At 68.6% G+C, this 14,529-nt stretch carries 15 protein-coding genes; 7 read left to right on the top strand and 8 right to left on the bottom strand.

The features are described 5' to 3' along the window. Positions 1 to 108: 108 nt before the first annotated feature. Positions 109 to 1,524 (top strand): HNH endonuclease signature motif containing protein, encoded by a 1,416-nt coding sequence (locus AC1C2R_RS09695; protein ID WP_495379780.1) that lies wholly within the window; start codon positions 109 to 111, stop codon positions 1,522 to 1,524. Between the two features lie 137 nt (positions 1,525 to 1,661). On the opposite strand, the gene AC1C2R_RS09690 is transcribed toward AC1C2R_RS09695, so the two are convergent. The 3 genes from AC1C2R_RS09690 to AC1C2R_RS09680 are packed head-to-tail and all read right to left on the bottom strand — an operon-like array spanning position 1,662 to position 6,226. After that, a complete protein-coding gene (locus AC1C2R_RS09690) occupies positions 1,662 to 2,177 on the bottom strand; it encodes an EXPERA domain-containing protein (RefSeq protein ID WP_495352266.1) in 516 nt (171 codons plus the stop codon). A 56-nt stretch (positions 2,178 to 2,233) separates the two neighbouring features. Continuing rightward, positions 2,234 to 3,061, bottom strand: a complete 828-nt coding sequence (locus tag AC1C2R_RS09685) for a DeoR/GlpR family DNA-binding transcription regulator (RefSeq protein ID WP_495379779.1) — start codon at positions 3,059 to 3,061, stop codon at positions 2,234 to 2,236. Positions 3,062 to 3,064: 3 nt separating this feature from the next. Further along, positions 3,065 to 6,226 carry an NPCBM/NEW2 domain-containing protein gene (locus tag AC1C2R_RS09680; protein WP_495379778.1) on the bottom strand — a complete coding sequence of 1,054 codons (3,162 nt, stop codon included), beginning with the start codon at positions 6,224 to 6,226 and terminating at the stop codon, positions 3,065 to 3,067. 202 nt (positions 6,227 to 6,428) lie between these two features. On the opposite strand from AC1C2R_RS09680, the gene AC1C2R_RS09675 reads away from it, so the two are divergent. Beyond that, entirely contained in the window at positions 6,429 to 7,820 is a 1,392-nt protein-coding gene (locus AC1C2R_RS09675; protein WP_495379777.1) for a sensor histidine kinase, read from the top strand. After that, positions 7,817 to 8,533 (top strand): response regulator, encoded by a 717-nt coding sequence (locus AC1C2R_RS09670; protein WP_495379776.1) that lies wholly within the window; start codon positions 7,817 to 7,819, stop codon positions 8,531 to 8,533. The genes AC1C2R_RS09675 and AC1C2R_RS09670 overlap by 4 nt, the downstream gene beginning before the upstream one ends. A gap of 42 nt (positions 8,534 to 8,575) precedes the next feature. On the opposite strand, the gene panD is transcribed toward AC1C2R_RS09670, so the two are convergent. Continuing rightward, entirely contained in the window at positions 8,576 to 8,989 is a 414-nt protein-coding gene (gene panD / locus AC1C2R_RS09665; RefSeq protein ID WP_495352261.1) for an aspartate 1-decarboxylase, read from the bottom strand. 64 nt (positions 8,990 to 9,053) lie between these two features. On the opposite strand from panD, the gene AC1C2R_RS09660 reads away from it, so the two are divergent. After that, positions 9,054 to 9,296, top strand: coding sequence for a DUF2510 domain-containing protein (locus AC1C2R_RS09660; RefSeq protein WP_495379775.1), 243 nt, complete (start codon positions 9,054 to 9,056; stop codon positions 9,294 to 9,296). A gap of 3 nt (positions 9,297 to 9,299) precedes the next feature. Here AC1C2R_RS09660 and AC1C2R_RS09655 read toward each other — a convergent pair whose 3' ends face one another. Further along, entirely contained in the window at positions 9,300 to 9,665 is a 366-nt protein-coding gene (locus AC1C2R_RS09655) for a cupin domain-containing protein (protein ID WP_495379774.1), read from the bottom strand. Positions 9,666 to 9,746: 81 nt separating this feature from the next. Between AC1C2R_RS09655 and AC1C2R_RS09650 the strand changes: the two genes are divergently transcribed. The 3 genes from AC1C2R_RS09650 to AC1C2R_RS09640 are packed head-to-tail and all read left to right on the top strand — an operon-like array spanning position 9,747 to position 11,135. Beyond that, positions 9,747 to 10,088 (top strand): ArsR/SmtB family transcription factor, encoded by a 342-nt coding sequence (locus AC1C2R_RS09650; RefSeq protein ID WP_495352258.1) that lies wholly within the window; start codon positions 9,747 to 9,749, stop codon positions 10,086 to 10,088. After that, the gene (locus AC1C2R_RS09645) at positions 10,081 to 10,557 is read left to right on the top strand and encodes an SRPBCC family protein (protein WP_495379773.1); all 477 of its coding nucleotides are present in this window, start codon (positions 10,081 to 10,083) and stop codon (positions 10,555 to 10,557) included. The genes AC1C2R_RS09650 and AC1C2R_RS09645 overlap by 8 nt, the downstream gene beginning before the upstream one ends. Then, complete coding sequence (locus AC1C2R_RS09640; RefSeq protein WP_495379772.1) at positions 10,557 to 11,135, top strand: dihydrofolate reductase family protein; 579 nt, start codon at positions 10,557 to 10,559, stop codon at positions 11,133 to 11,135. The genes AC1C2R_RS09645 and AC1C2R_RS09640 overlap by 1 nt, the downstream gene beginning before the upstream one ends. Here the strand turns inward: AC1C2R_RS09640 and AC1C2R_RS09635 are convergent. The 3 genes from AC1C2R_RS09635 to AC1C2R_RS09625 all read right to left on the bottom strand — a co-directional run bounded on the left by AC1C2R_RS09635 (position 11,120) and on the right by AC1C2R_RS09625 (position 14,520). After that, positions 11,120 to 12,490 (bottom strand): MFS transporter, encoded by a 1,371-nt coding sequence (locus AC1C2R_RS09635; RefSeq protein WP_495380391.1) that lies wholly within the window; start codon positions 12,488 to 12,490, stop codon positions 11,120 to 11,122. The genes AC1C2R_RS09640 and AC1C2R_RS09635 overlap by 16 nt on opposite strands. A 159-nt stretch (positions 12,491 to 12,649) precedes the next feature. Further along, on the bottom strand, positions 12,650 to 13,414 hold the full coding sequence (locus AC1C2R_RS09630) for a type 1 glutamine amidotransferase (RefSeq protein ID WP_495379771.1): 765 nt from the start codon (positions 13,412 to 13,414) through the stop codon (positions 12,650 to 12,652). Then, complete coding sequence (locus AC1C2R_RS09625; protein ID WP_495379770.1) at positions 13,411 to 14,520, bottom strand: dipeptidase; 1,110 nt, start codon at positions 14,518 to 14,520, stop codon at positions 13,411 to 13,413. The genes AC1C2R_RS09630 and AC1C2R_RS09625 overlap by 4 nt, the downstream gene beginning before the upstream one ends. Positions 14,521 to 14,529: the final 9 nt, after the last annotated feature.

The raw sequence follows: 14,529 nt of genomic DNA, 5'->3' as shown, positions 1-14,529 counted from the left end.
GAACTTCCGCTGGGTGGTTCCTGTGGAGGAGAAGTCGGTCAGAAAAGGCCGTTGATCACGTGTTTCGCCGCCGTTCGAATGTCGGTGGGTGGTGGCAGAGTTGTCGGTATGGCAGGCATCCGCGACACGTTCGAGCAGGTCCGCTCGACCCTCGGCGGGGCGCTCGATTCAGAGACGCCACGCCGCCTGGGCGACGACGAACTGCTCCTGACGATGGGGGCGCTCGAGAGCCTCGGGCGGCTGCTCGACGCACACCGTGCCGTGTTCGCCGGTGAGGTCGCCGAACGCTCGCGGTCCGAGCTCGGCGTCGGCCGGTTGTCGGCGCGCAAGGGCTGCCGTACGGCCGCCGAACTGATCGAACGCGTCACGCAAGTCTCGGGCGCTGAAGCACGCAGGCGGATCGCGATCGGGGCCGCGACCCGGGCGGACACCGGCTTGACCGGGCAGACTACGCCGGCGCAGCATCCGCATGTCGCGGCCGCGCTCACGGCGGGTGAGATCGGCGTCGATGCCGCGGGCACGATCATCCGGGAGCTCGGCCGCACTCGCACCGTCGCCGACCCGGTCCGACTCGACACCGCCGAACGTGAACTCGTCAACCAGGCCATCGGCAGCGGCGACGGGGCGCCCGTGCGGTGCACGGCCGATGAGGTCGCAGTGCAGGCGCGGGCGTGGGCTGCGTTCCTCGATCAAGACGGCCCCGAACCCGACGACGAACGGGCAATGCGCCGGCGGGCCTTCCGCATCGGGCGCGCACGCGACGGCCTCATCGCCATCTCGGGTGATCTGCTGCCCGAAGTCGCCGCGAAACTCACCCGCCTCCTTCACGCGCACCTGGCACCCCGCAGCGGCGGCGGATTCCTCACCGACGAAGAACGCGCCGACATCGCCGTGCAAGCCGAGACCCGCACCACCGAACAGCAACGACACGACGTCCTCGCCGCGATCATCGACACCGCCGCCCGCTCCGGCGAACACCCGTCGATCGGCGGCGCAGCACCCACGGTGCTCGTCAGCGTGCGCGCCACCGACCTCGAGACTTCGCGAGGAGCTGCGCATGCCGACGGCATCGATCAGCCCATCTCACTCCGCGCGGCACGGCATATGATCTGCACCGGAGGCATACAGATCGTCGTCCTCGACGACACCGGCCGCATCGAACAACTCGGCTCACCCAATCGCTGCTTCACGCCCCACCAACGCCGCGCCATCACCCTTCGCGACGGCGGCTGCATCATCCCCGGCTGCACCATCCCCGCCGCATGGTGCGAAACCCACCACGTCACCCCCGACATCGACGGCGGCCCGACCCACCCCGACAACGGCGTCCTCCTCTGCTGGCACCACCACCGCACGATCGACACGTCAGGCTGGGCGATCCGCATGCGTCGCGGGGTGCCCCAGATCCGACCACCCGCCTGGCTCGACCCAAGCGGCACCTGGCGCACCGCAACAACCTCACCCACCCGACTCGCCGACCGACTCCATCGACGCCACGACCCACCCGATCGCGCAACAGCCTGATGGCGAGCGTGCCAGCCTCAACCGACCGCGGGCCTGCCCCGTCAGCGCGCACTGGAGCGAAGCCGTGCCCACCGAAACCAGCCGCACCCGCCGAAGCGAAGCTCCGCGGCATCCGCTCGCTCAGAACCGCCGCTCGCTCAGAACCGCCGGGTGAACGGCAGCGGCTTGCGCATGCGCACGAGCAGCACGATCGGAATCAGCACGTACGGCAGATTGAACGCGAGGAACTTCACCGGGTTCGTCGTCTGCCACTCGGGCTCGCCGAAGAACTCGACGCCGAACACGATGATGCCCGTGATGGTCGAGATCATCGTCGCGTAGATCACGCTCGGCAGCTGGATCCAGTTCCAGCCGCGGATGAGCGAGATCACGAGCACCACGTAGAAGGGCATGTACACGAAGGCCGAGAGCCCTGTGACGATGCGCATCCAGAACGGCGGCTCCATGAAGAGCGGGTCGGTGTCGCTCGCGTACCAGTAGTTGGAGTTCACGAGGAAGTTCGACGAGGGCGCCGAGATGTCGACACCGAGCGTCGGCATCATGTCGCTGATCAGGCTCGTGACCGTGAACAGCGAGAAGATCACGATGAAGAACCAGTCGAACGGGCGCTCGCGCAGTTGCAGGTTCGAGGGGCGGGGCGGCTCGGAGGTCATGGTTCGAGAGCGTAGCGGGCGAGCTCCCTCGACGACCAGTGGCTGAGGTCCGAGCGTCAGTCGACGGCTTCGAGAGGCCGCTGCGCAGGGCCGGCGGTGGGGTCGGCGACTCGCAGTTGCACACCCGCGACGGCCAGTCGCTCGAGTTCGTCGCGGTCAGCACCGGCATCGGTCACGAGCGTGTCGATGCGTTCGGTCGGCACGGTCTGCACCATGGAATCGACGCCGATCTTGGTGTGATCGGCAAGCACCATCACCCGCTTCGCGGACTCGACGGCCGCGCGGTCGATGCTCGCGACGTGCATGTTGGGTGTGCTGAGCCCGTTCGCAAAGGTGAGGCCGTTGCCCGAGAGGAACACCTTGTGGAAGCGCAGCCGTGACACTGCCTTCTCTGCGTCACCCCCGATGACGCCGCGGATGCTGCCACGCAGGATGCCGCCGATGAGCAGCACCTCCACGTCACGGGCGTCGAAGAGCGCGTTCGCGACGAGCACGGACGTCGTCGCGACCATGAGCCTCCGGCGGGTGAGACGCTGTGCGAGCGCCTGTGTGGTCGTGCCCGCGCAGAGCATGATCACGTCGCCGTCGTCGACGAGTTCGGCGGCGAGGCTCGCCATCGCCAGCTTCTCCTCCGCCGCCACGACCGCCTTCTCACGGTAGCTCGGCTCGTCCATGCTGGAGCGGCCGACGGATGCCCCGCCGCGATGTCGCACGACGAGCCCAGCCTCGTCGAGCGCTTTCAGGTCGCGGCGGATCGTGATCTCCGACGAGCGCACCATGCGCGCGAGGTCGGCGACCGAGGTCGATCCGTGCACTGAGAGCGCCGACATGATGACCTGGCGTCGTTCATCGGTGAACATCTGGCCTCCCGGGTGCCCCGACATCGATCATCCAGCGCCGCAGGTGACCTTCGCGTCGGCCCAGTCGGCGTGGTCGAAGTTCTTGGTGTTCGTCGCCTCATCGGCGACGAGTCGCAGCTGCTGCACTCCGCTCACGTCGACGGTGACTGCCAGCGCCGTGTCGTCGTTCGTGAGCACGGGCGTTTCTGCGAGCAGCACTCCGTCGCCGTAGATGAGGAACTTCACCGAGCCGATGCCACTCTCGCCGGGCGTCTCGAGCACTTCGTCGTCGATGCCGACGATCGCGTCGAATGCCGAGCAAGTGCCGCCGAGCCACGTCGTGAGCTCGCCGGTCGCATGCATCCCGACTCCCTTCGCGTAGGTGACGTCGTCGATTTCGATGGTGCGGCCGTCGTTCGCGGCGGCCTGTCCGTTGGACTGGTCACGCTCGACCGGACCGTAGCCGTTGGACTGCTCGACCCAATCGAGGTCGGAGATGAAGTTCACTCCGTCGAGCGGCCTCGGGGTCACCCACAGTGTCGACTGGCTCGCGGCCGTGCGTACCTCCCTGCCGACGCGATACGTGACCTCGATCGGAACTTCGACGATGCCGCTCGCGCCGTCCTCGGGCGCGGTGAGGGTCCATGATGCCTCGAGCGTCTCGCCCGCGGCGAGGCGCTTCGCTGTCACGGGCCCGCCCTCGAGCGTCCACCCCTCGGGAACCATCGGCGTGATGGCGACCTTCTTCGCATCGGCGTCGACCGCGAACGAGGCGTCGACCTCGACCGTCGACCCCGGGGCGACCTCGGCGGAGGACGGCTCGACGGTGAGATCAACGGCGGCCCACGGGTCGGCGGGGTCGAGGCACGTCTCACGTCGCGGCTTGTCGAGGCAGACGACCGCAGCGAACCCGCCGTTGCTCGCGGTCGGGATCTCGAGAGTTCGGTCCTTGGTGGTGTGCTCGGTGGTGAGCACGGTCGCGGAGCCGTTCGCACCGTCATCTGTCAACAGGTCGACGATGAGGTGCTTGCCGCCGAACTGCTCGAGCGGCAGCTGCAAAGGGTCACCGGATCCGGCTCGCATGCCGCCGATGTACCAACGGTCGCCCGACCGGCGCGCGAGCACGATGTCGCTCCCGGGCGTGCCGCTGACGAGCTTCGTCTCGTCCCAGTGCGCCGGAAGATTCTGCAGGAGGCGCTCGGCGCTCGGCTCGGCGGCGTACGCCTCGGGCTTGTCGGAGAGGTGCTGCCAGCCTGACTCGTAGACGATGCTCATCGCGACCTCGTGCGCCTTCGACGAGTTGTCATTGCCACGCGAGAAGGTGCCGGGGGTCCAGTCCATGGAGCCGACGACGTTGCGGGTGAACGGAACCATCAGGCTCCGGGCGGGGCTGATGCCGTTCTCCGCTCCGCGCACGGCTTCGTAGCTCATGATGTGCGGCCACGTGCGCTGCATTCCGGTCGGCAGCGACGCACCGTGGAAGTTGATCATGAGGTGGTTGGCGGCAGTGTCGGCGGCGATCTGGTCGTACCACTGGTGGATCGCCTGGCTGTCGGTGTCCATGAAGTCGACTTTGATGCCCTTCACGCCCCACGAGGCCAGCCGGGGCAGCCACTCGTCGCGTTGCTCCTGCGTGCGCAGGTCACGGCTGTGGAACCAGATGATGACGTCGACGCCCTTGGTCTCGGCGTATCGCACCGTACGCGGCACCCAGCTCGCGTCCCATCCCTCGTCGAGGAGCACGTACTCCCAGCCGTTGCGGGCGGAGAGGTCGACGAAGTCGCGCTGGCGAGCCTCGTCCTTGGGGCTGTTCCAGTCGGTGAGCCAGCTCCAGCTCGAGACCCCTGGTTTGATCCATGCCGTATCGGCGTGTGCGAGTTGGTTCGGCGTGGCGAGGTCGTCGACGAGCGTGGACTCGACCACCGTGTCGAGACCGCCGACGATCGCGACGCGCCACGGCGTGGAGAGGTCACCTGTCGTCGTGACCGGCTGACCCTGGAAGAGATCAACGCCGTATCGCAGGGTGCCTCCGGCGTGCGCGAGGTGCGATCCGGAGTAGTCGCCGTGCAGGTCCGCCTCGGTGAGAAGCACGTACTGCTCGTCCTGCTGGAAGAGCGCGGGGTAACCGACCGAGCCGGTGCCGTTCGAGGCGGTCGCGGTGGTCTGCATCCACTCGGCCTCGTAGTTCACGGCGTAGGACCGCTGCATCCATGCGGTGCCGTCGACCGAGAGCTCCCACGCGCCCGACTCGTCGTCGACGCGGTGCTCGCCCTCACCTGCGACGAGGTAGCGGTACGCGGCGCCGTCGTCGGAGATACGCACCGCGATGGAGATGTGCGCGCCGTCGGCGTTCGCGAACTCGAAGACCGACTCCGCCGCCGTATACGAGCGTTCCTCCTCCTTGCCGGTGGTCATCGTGTAGTCGTCGGCGACGACCCTGTCGGTGCGGCCGACGAACGTGAGGCCGTCACGGAAGTCGCCGTCGCTTCCCGTGAGCCCGAGACGCGTCGCCCGCACGACCGTGGTCTCGCCGGCGACGACGTCGAGTGCGAGGCGCCCGGCGGAGTCGAGCTTCAGCACGCCGTCCACCGCCGAACGCCGAGGTCCGTCGATACCCCACTGCTCGACGACGACCGGCTCCTCGGGGGCTTCATCGGCGCACGTGAGCTTCGCGCCGCCCCAGTCGGCGTGATCGAAGTTCTTCCCGTTGGTTGCCTCGTCAGCGACGAGACGCAACGACTCGACGCCCGCGACATCCGCAGCCAACGCCACCGCCGCGTCGTTTCCGGTGACCACACCAGTTTCTGCGAGCAGCACGCCGTCGCCGAAGACCTGGAACCTCACCGTTCCGATGCCCGAGGTGACCTCGTCGTCGAGGCCGACCATCGCGCTGAAGGCCGCGCAGTTCTCGCCGAGCTCGACCGACAGCGCGCCCGTCGCGTGCATCCCGATGCCCTTCTCGGAGACGGTGCCGCCGATCGTGATCGGCCTGCCGTCTCCGGCGGCGGACTCGCCGTTCGATGCGTCGCGCTCGATCGGGCCCCAGCCGTTCGATTCGTTCAGCCACGGCAGGTCGGAGACGTACACCTCCCCGGTTGGCACCTCGGCGAATGCGGGTGCGGCCGGGACGGCCACGAGACCGCCTCCGATCAAGGTTCCGGCAACGACGGCCGCGGCAACGGTTCGCCGGCGATGGGTCAAGCGGGGCACGAGGTCTCCTTCGACGTTCGCGACGACCCACGAACGAGGGCCTCTCGGCTCAGGCTAGGAACGGTGATCGAATCGGTCAACGAACTGTTCGGAATCGATCGCCGAGCGAACTGTTCCGATCAGTTCCGATCACGCGGATGCCGCAACGAACTCCGTCCCGCGACGGATCCGAGCGGCGCGCCCCCTCGATAGCGTTGACGGCATGACCGAGACAGCTCCGCCGCCCGTCGTCGACGGGGTCGAGTGGGTGCGCCCACAGCCGGGACGCATCGGCATCCGCAACGATGTGATCCTCGCCCTCGTGCTCGCCGTCGCTACCGGCGCGAGCGTCGTGCTGTATCGCGCGACCGGATGGGGCGAAGACGCCCCATGGTGGGGCAGCGTGATCTGGGTCGCCGCGATGACCCTCCCGCTCGCGGCCCGACGGCGATGGCCCGAGCTCGTGGCGCTCGCGGCATCCGTCGCCTTCGTCGTCGGGGCGGTCGCCGAAGTCGGCGAAGCGCTCTTCAGCAACATCGGCCTGTTCGTCGCCATTTACACGGTCGGCGCATGGGGTCGCAGCCGCCGCTGGGCGACGATCGTGCGGGGCGCCATCGTCGTCGGCATGTTCGCGTGGCTGTTCTGGAACCTCATCGTGCTCTCAGGCGTGCAGGACTACCTGCCCGACTTCTCCCGCGAGGGATTGCTCTCGCCCTACCTCGCCTACGGCCTCATCAACGTGCTCACGAACCTGCTCTACTTCGGCGGCGCCTGGTACTTCGGCGATGCCGCGTACCGCTCGGCGCGGGCCCGAGCCGAGCTCGAGCAGCGCACCACCGAGCTCGCCGCCGAACGTGAGCGCAGCCGCGCCCACGCCGTCGCGATCGAGCGGCTCCGCATCGCACGGGAGCTGCACGACGTCGTCGCCCACCACGTCTCGGTGATCGGCGTGCAGGCGGGCGCCGCGCGGCGAGTGCTCGCGAAGGATCCGGATGCCGCCACGGCCGCGCTCTCGTCGATCGAGTCGAGTGCCCGCGACGCCGTCGACGAGTTGCACGGGCTGCTCGGCACGCTGCGCGGCGACGCCGAGACCGGGGCATCCGCTGCGCTCGATGAGGCCCTCGGCCCGGTCTTCGTCGAGGCCTCGGGCCGAACCACGGAGGCCTCGGAAGCCGCGACGACGAGCACGTCGACCCGCGGCATCGAGCGCATCGACGAGCTCGTGGCGGAGTGCGCGGCGAACGGCGTGCCCACCACGCTCGCGATCGTGGGCGAGCCGGTGCCGGTCTCGGCCGTCGTCGATCTCAGCGCCTACCGCGTCGCACAGGAGGCGCTCACGAACGTGCGCAAGCACGCGGGCGCCGCCGCGACTGCCGAGGTGCGGGTGCGTTGGAGCGAGGGGTCGGTCGAGGTCGAGGTGACGAACACGGGTGCAGTGCGGCGACCGCACTCCGATTCGGCGACGGATGCCTCGAGCCGCGGCCTCGGCCAATTGGGCATGCAGGAGCGGGTCGCCGCGGCCGGCGGAAACCTCGAACTCGGACCACGTGCGCGCGGCGGCTACCTCGTGCGTGCGCAGTTCCCGCTCCGGCGCGCCCAGGGGGTGCGCTCGTGAGCATCCGCGTGCTCGTCGTCGACGACCAGAGTCTCGTGCGAGGCGGGTTCCGCACGATCCTCGACTCGGAGGACGGCATCGAAGTGGTGGGCGAGGCCGCGAACGGCGAGGAGGCGATCGCGGCGGTCGCCGCGCTCTCGCCCGACGTCGTCTGCATGGACGTGCAGATGCCCGGCATGGACGGACTCGAGGCCACTCGGCGCATCACCGCCGACGAGGCATCCAGTGCGGCGGTGCTCGTGCTCACGACCTTCAATCGTGAGGACTACCTCTTCGCCGCGCTCGAGGCGGGCGCGAGCGGGTTCCTGCTGAAGAACTCGAGCCCCGAGCAGCTCATCGAGGCGGTGCAGGTGGTCGCGCGGGGTGACGCGCTGCTGTCGCCCGATGTCACGCGGCACGTGATCGAGGCGGTTTCGGGAGCATCCGCCGGTCGAGTGCCGAGGGCCGGCGATCCCACCGCTGGTCGAGGAGCGAGCACCGGCGAGGGTATCGAGACCCCCGCCGAGCTCAACTCGCTCACCGATCGCGAGCGCGAGGTGCTCGAGCACCTCGCCGAGGGCATCTCCAACGCCGCGATCGCCGAGCGGCTCTGGGTCGGCGAGGCGACCGTGAAGACGCACGTCTCGAAGGTGCTCATGAAACTCGGCCTGCGGGACCGCGTGCACGCCGTCGTCTACGCGTACGAGCACGGCGTCGTGCGACCCCGCCGCTGACGCGCGACCCCGCAGCTGAAGCGGGCCCACCCGACCTCGTCGTCAGGCCGCTGCGTGCGGCGGTCGCCGCAGACCGTTCGTGCCGGGCTCCGCTGCGTCATCGCCGAGCGCGACCATGGCGTTCGCAGCGTCGACGTGCACGATGTGCGGCCGGAAGGTGCGGGAGACGGCGTCGTCGAGCTGCGCATACGAGATGACGATGACGAGATCACCCTCGTGCACGAGATGGGCCGCCGCACCGTTGATGCCGAGCACGCCCGAACCGCGCTCCCCCTCGATCACGTAGGTCTCGAGTCGCGCGCCGTTCGTCACGTCGACGATCGAGACCTGCTCGCCGGGCAGGAGGTCGGCGGCATCCATGAGATCCCGGTCGATCGTGACCGATCCCACGTAGTGGAGGTCGGCGTGCGTGACCGTGGCACGGTGGATCTTGGACTTCAGCATGGTGCGCAACACGCGTTCCAGCCTACGGGCGGGCGCGGGCTCGCCTCCCGGAGCATCGAGGTGCCATACTCACCGAATGTCCGCGCCGTTGTCCCCACCCGTCACCGATGATGGTCAGGCGAATGAAGGCTGGTATCCAGACCCGCACTCGCCGGGTTTCCTGCGTTGGTGGGACGGCGAGGAGTGGTCGGAGACCGACGTCAAACTCCCCGGCGACGACGGGTACCCGGCGTGGCACCCGATGTACTTTCGCCAACGCATCATGTCGGCGCTCGAAACGAGCTTCATCCGAATCGCAGCACGGACGTGGTGGAGATGAACGTCAGTCGAGCTCGCGCAGCTGCGTCGTGCGTGCACTCGGCGTGTCCCCGGTGTTCGAGGTGCCGCTCGGCTCGATGAGCATCGCGGAGACCTCGCCGTCGGCACGGGGGCAGTGCTCGACACCGCGCGGCACGACGTAGACGTCGCCGGCCCCGAGCTCGACGTCGCCGTCTCGCAACTGGATCGTGAGCCGCCCGGCGATCACCATGAAGAACTCGTCGGTGTCGGGATGCGAGTGCCAGGTGAACTCGCCCTGCGCCTTGAAGACCTTCACCTCGTAGTCGTTCACGCTTGCGAGGCGGTGGGGCTGCCAGTGCTCTGCGAAGGAGTCGAGGGCGGTCTGGAGGTTGCGCACGTTGTCGGCCATTCCGTCATTCTCCTCTTGACGCTTGACGTCAGACGAACCTCGTCGTAATGTAAGCAAATCATTAATTAAGGAGTTGCTTACATGCCGGAGGAGCCCGACGAGCTCAGCCTCGTGTTCCAGGCGCTCGCCGATCCGACGCGACGCGAGATCCTCTCGCGCCTCCGCGGCGGACCGACGACCGTCGGCGAACTGGCCGAGCCCTTCGCGATGAGCCGGCCCGCGATCTCGCAGCACCTCAAGGTGCTCGAACGCGCCGGGCTCATCGAACGCACCGCGACGGCCCAGTGGCGCACCTGCACCCTCCGCACCGAGCCGCTCGACGAGGCATCCGCCTGGGTCGATCGCCACCGCGGCGAGTGGAACGAGCGCTTCGACCTCCTCGACGAACGACTCCGCGAACTGAAAGGACAGACGGATGCCTGAGCAGACCGCCTCCGCAACGAAGCAGTTCACGATCACGCGCGTCTTCGACGCACCACGCGAGCTCGTCTGGCGCGCGTGGACCGACCCTGACGAAGCCGCCATCTGGTGGCACCCCCGCGGCATCATCACGCCCCGCGAGACCGTCGAGCTCGACCCCCGACCCGGCGGGCGCTACCGTTACACGATGATCGCGCCAGACGGCACGGAGTATCCGACGGCCGGCGTCTATCGCGAGATCACGCCACCCGAGCGGCTCGTCATGACGTGGGGTTCGCCGGGAGACCCCGACGACACCGCGCCCGTGCTCACGATCGATCTCGCCGAACACGGCGAGCGCGGCGAGCAGACGCGCATGACGTTCCATGTGCTCGGGATCGACGGCGTACCCGGCGACGAGAACGTCTACGACGGCTGGGACTCGGCGTTCGACGTGCTCGTCGAACACCTCGATGAGGCGAGGCTGCACTGATGGGCCGCCTCATCGTCGAACAGGTCGTCACCGTCGATGGCTACGCCGCCGAACTCGACGGCGGCATCGACTTCTTCGAGTCGCTCATCCAACCGGGCGAGAACGGCGAGGTCGACCTCAACGACGCCGAGCAGCTCGCGTACGTCTCGCAGGCCGATGCGATTCTCTTCGGTGCCACCACGTATCGCATGTTCACCGACTACTGGCCGGCCGTCGACCCCGAGGTCGAGCAGGTCGCTGAGCTCATCAACCGCCTCCCCAAGTTCGTCGTCTCGAACACGCTGACCACGGCGCCTTGGGGCGACGGCCAGATCGAGATCCTGAGCGGCGACGGCACGGAGGCGACCACGGCCCTGAAGCAACGCTTCGACACCGTCCTCGTATGGGGAAGCCTGACGCTCACCGACGCACTGTTTCGTGCCGGGGTCGTCGACGAACTGCACCTGCGCGTCGTGCCGGTGCTCTTGGGCGAAGGGCGTTCGTTCACTCCGGCAGACGTCGGCGACCGCCGGATCGAGCTCGACAACCTCGCGGCGCGGCCCGGCGGCGTCGTCAGCCTTCGCTACGTCGTGCGCTGAGCGGTCGCGGAGTCGGATGCCTCGGTCGGGGCGTCCGACTCGGCCGGGGCTCCTCTCGGCCCGGCACCACGCTGGTACTCCGAAGACAGCAGCCGGTAGGAACGGGTGCGGAAGGCGACGAGCGCGAGCACCACCATCACGAGCCCGCTGAACAGGAAGACGAGCGCGATGCCCCTGGCATCACCGTCGCCGAGCAGCCAGCCCCACGTCGCCTGCCCGCCGTCGGACTCCATGTAGGGGATGATCCAGAACTCCGCGATCGGGGCGATGAGAAACGCGGTGATCGGCGCCGCCGCCGCCTCGAACGCTTGCGCGAACCCGAATACGCGGCCCTGGCGGCGGAACGGCACGACCTTCTGGATGACCGTCTGTTCGGCCGCCTCCACCGCGGGGATGAGCGTCATGTAGGCCAGGATGCCGATTCCGAACAGCAGCCACCACTCGCGGATCGTGAACAGCGCCCCGAGCAACCCCATGCCTGCGACGACGAGCAGCATCGTGCGGATGGGGTTACGACCGAGGCCCCACTTCGCGATCACGATGCCGCCGATGATGAACCCGGAGGAGGAGACTCCGAGCACGATGCCCCACACCTCGACCGGGAAGAGCGTCAGTCCGTACGGGTCCATCAGCGCCATGTAGACGCCCCCGATGAGGTTGTTGAACGTGGAGAACAGGATGAGGGCGAAGAGCCCTGGTGCGCCCCGGATCGCGGAGATACTGCCGCGGAGGTCGATCGCGGGTGAGCGATCCCGGTCGACGACCGGGCGAGCTTCTGGAATGCGCACGAAGAGCAGGTGCACGAGCGCGATCATGGTCGCGGCGATCGCGATCGCGAGCGTCCATCCCATGCCTGCCATGCCGATCGCGAGCCCGCTGAACACGCTCGTGACGAGGAACGCCAGCCCCTGCACGGTGCCCACCATGCCGTTGGCGTTCGCGTGCCGCTCTTCGGGCACGAGCAGGGTCACCGTCGTCGAGAGCGCGATGTTGCGCATGTTCTCGATGACCGACCCGAAGAGGATGATGCCCGAGAACAGCCAGAACCACGGACCGCCGAGGTCGAGGAGCGCCGACTCGGGCAGCGCCAGGTAGAGCAGGCCCGCGGCGACGAACGAGATCAGGGTGACCACGCTTGAGGCCACCATGACGAGGTGCTTGCGATACCGGTCGACGATGGTGCCGAAGAGGATCGAGAAGAGGGCGATGAGCAGCATGTAGGCGCCGCCGATGATGCCCGTCGCGAGCACAGAACGCGTTTCGAGATACACCCAGAACGTGAGCGCGAACCAGAGGAAGCTCGTCGTGATGTTCGCGACCATCGTGTTCGCGAGCACTTGCACGAAGGTGCGCATGCCGCCCGGTGGCGGCACGACGGGCTCGGAACCCGGCGGGGGAGTCGGCGCAGGAGGTACCGCGGGCGACACCCCCGCCGGCGCTTCGCCCACCTCGGATCCGTCGATCCCGTCGGTCACCCTGCGAGCGTAACCAGCACCCGCGACATCCGAAACCCCTCAGCCGACGCGGGCGACTCGGTTGCCGACGACCTCCGCGGCGAACGCCGTCGCCAAGCGCTCGCAGCGCGCCACCGAATCGGCGTCGTGCACGAGCGCCTCGTCGACGAGCCTCTGCTTGTCGACGCCCACAGCGGCGAGGGCCGCGTCATCCCAGTTCCGGAGGTTCTGCGCACCCGACTCGGGATGGAACTGCACCCCGCGCACATGGCGCCCCAGTCGGAACGCCTGGTTGACGCAAGCGGTGCTCGAGGCGAGCAGCACCGCGCCGGGCGGCAGCCGGGTGATCACGTCCTGGTGGTTCTCGATGACGTAGGCGGCCGGGCTGAGCGCCGAGATCACGGGGTCGTCGGCGCCGGCGTGCGTCACGAACACCTCGGTCGCGCCGCGCTCGGGCGTGCCGTACTCGGCACGCACCTCGCCGCCCGCGACGTCGGCGAGGATCTGCCCACCGAGACAGATGCCGAGCGTCGGGATGTCGCCCGCGATCGCTTCGGCCGCCAGCTCGCGCTCTCGGCGCAACCATGGTGCGCGCGAGTAGTCGTCGGGCATCAACCCGCCGCCGAGCATGATCAGCCCGTCGAACGGTTCCAGTTCGTCGGGCAACGCGTCGTCGCCGTAGGCGACCACGAGGTCGAGCCCCGCCGACTCGAGCCACGGCTGCATGCGTCGCAGCTGACTCGCCCGGGAGTTCACGACCACGAGCACCCTCGGCGCCCCGTTCGATGTCGGCATCTGCACGCTCTCGCTCTCGCTCTCGCTCACGCTTCGCCCGCTCGGTCTGCGCCGGCGCCCATGAAGTCCAGGTAGTCGTCATCGGATGCCGCGACCACGCGTAGCACGTTCTCGGTTCCGAGCTTGCGCAGCTCGGGCTCCGTCCAGCCGCGATGGGCGAGTTCGGCGAAGAGCCGCGGATAGCCCGCGACATCCTCGAGCCCATCGGGCATGTCATCGGTGCCGTCGTAGTCGCCCCCGAGGCCGACACCGTCGATGCCCGCGATGTTTCGCACGTGTTCGACGTGGTCGGCGGCATCCGCGACGGTCACCCTCGGCTTCGGTCCGGTCTCGCCGCCGTTGACCCAGGCACGCCGTTCCGTGGTGAGGAAGGACGGCACGAAGGTGACCATGTAGACGCCGCCGCCATCGGCGACACGACGGATGACGCGGTCGGGAAGGTTTCGCGGGTGCGGGTTCAGCGCCCATGCGCTCGAGTGGCTGACGATCGTGGGCCGGATCGCGGTCTCGAGCGCAGCGTCGGCGGTCGCCACCGACACGTGCGCGAGGTCCACGAGCATGCCGATGCGGTTCATCTCGGCGACGACTTCGCGGCCGAATTCGGTGAGCCCGCCGTGTCTCGCCTCGTCGGTCGCCGAGTCGGCCCAGTCGCTCGTCGACGTCCAGGTCAGCGTCAGGTAGCGCGCTCCGAGCCGGGCGTACCCGCGCAGCACCGCGAGCGAGTTGTCGATCTGACCGCCGCCCTCGACTCCGATCATCGAGGCGATCCGCCCTGCGGCCATCGCGCGCCGTGCCGCGTCGGCAGTCGTCGCGAGCTGGAACGTCTCGGGGTACCGAGCCGCCATGCGGTGCACGAAGTCGATCTGCTCGAGCGTGGCCTTCACGGCATCGGGGCCCTCGATCTCCGAGTCCACCCACGCCGACCAGAACTGCCCCGCGACCCCGCCCTCGCGCAACTTGGGGATGTCGGTGTGATGGGTCAGCGCGGTCGCGTCGATGCCTTCGACCGAGTACCCGCGGTGCTTGCGCGCCGTCCACGGCAGGTCGTTGTGACCGTCGAAGACCGGAATCTCGCGCCGCTCGGCAGTGGCCGCGTTCGTCGGCGTGGTCGCCGCTGTGGTCGTCGTCGTCGTCATCGTCGTGTC

This window comes from Agromyces sp. Y182 (assembly GCF_059445385.1).
This window is presented reverse-complemented; position numbering and strand designations above follow the sequence as displayed.

What these genes read in the sequence shown, in the direction of transcription:
- AC1C2R_RS09685 (WP_495379779.1), bottom strand. Translation starts at nt 3,061, where the DNA reads ATGTCGGGGCACCCGGGAGGCCAGATGTTCACCGATGAACGACGCCAG.
- AC1C2R_RS09645 (WP_495379773.1), top strand. Translation starts at nt 10,081, where the DNA reads ATGCCTGAGCAGACCGCCTCCGCAACGAAGCAGTTCACGATCACGCGC.
- AC1C2R_RS09675 (WP_495379777.1), top strand. Translation starts at nt 6,429, where the DNA reads ATGACCGAGACAGCTCCGCCGCCCGTCGTCGACGGGGTCGAGTGGGTG.
- AC1C2R_RS09660 (WP_495379775.1), top strand. Translation starts at nt 9,054, where the DNA reads ATGTCCGCGCCGTTGTCCCCACCCGTCACCGATGATGGTCAGGCGAAT.
- AC1C2R_RS09690 (WP_495352266.1), bottom strand. Translation starts at nt 2,177, where the DNA reads ATGACCTCCGAGCCGCCCCGCCCCTCGAACCTGCAACTGCGCGAGCGC.
- AC1C2R_RS09650 (WP_495352258.1), top strand. Translation starts at nt 9,747, where the DNA reads ATGCCGGAGGAGCCCGACGAGCTCAGCCTCGTGTTCCAGGCGCTCGCC.
- AC1C2R_RS09635 (WP_495380391.1), bottom strand. Translation starts at nt 12,490, where the DNA reads ATGCGCACCTTCGTGCAAGTGCTCGCGAACACGATGGTCGCGAACATC.
- AC1C2R_RS09695 (WP_495379780.1), top strand. Translation starts at nt 109, where the DNA reads ATGGCAGGCATCCGCGACACGTTCGAGCAGGTCCGCTCGACCCTCGGC.
- AC1C2R_RS09655 (WP_495379774.1), bottom strand. Translation starts at nt 9,665, where the DNA reads ATGGCCGACAACGTGCGCAACCTCCAGACCGCCCTCGACTCCTTCGCA.
- AC1C2R_RS09625 (WP_495379770.1), bottom strand. Translation starts at nt 14,520, where the DNA reads ATGACGACGACGACGACCACAGCGGCGACCACGCCGACGAACGCGGCC.
- AC1C2R_RS09640 (WP_495379772.1), top strand. Translation starts at nt 10,557, where the DNA reads ATGGGCCGCCTCATCGTCGAACAGGTCGTCACCGTCGATGGCTACGCC.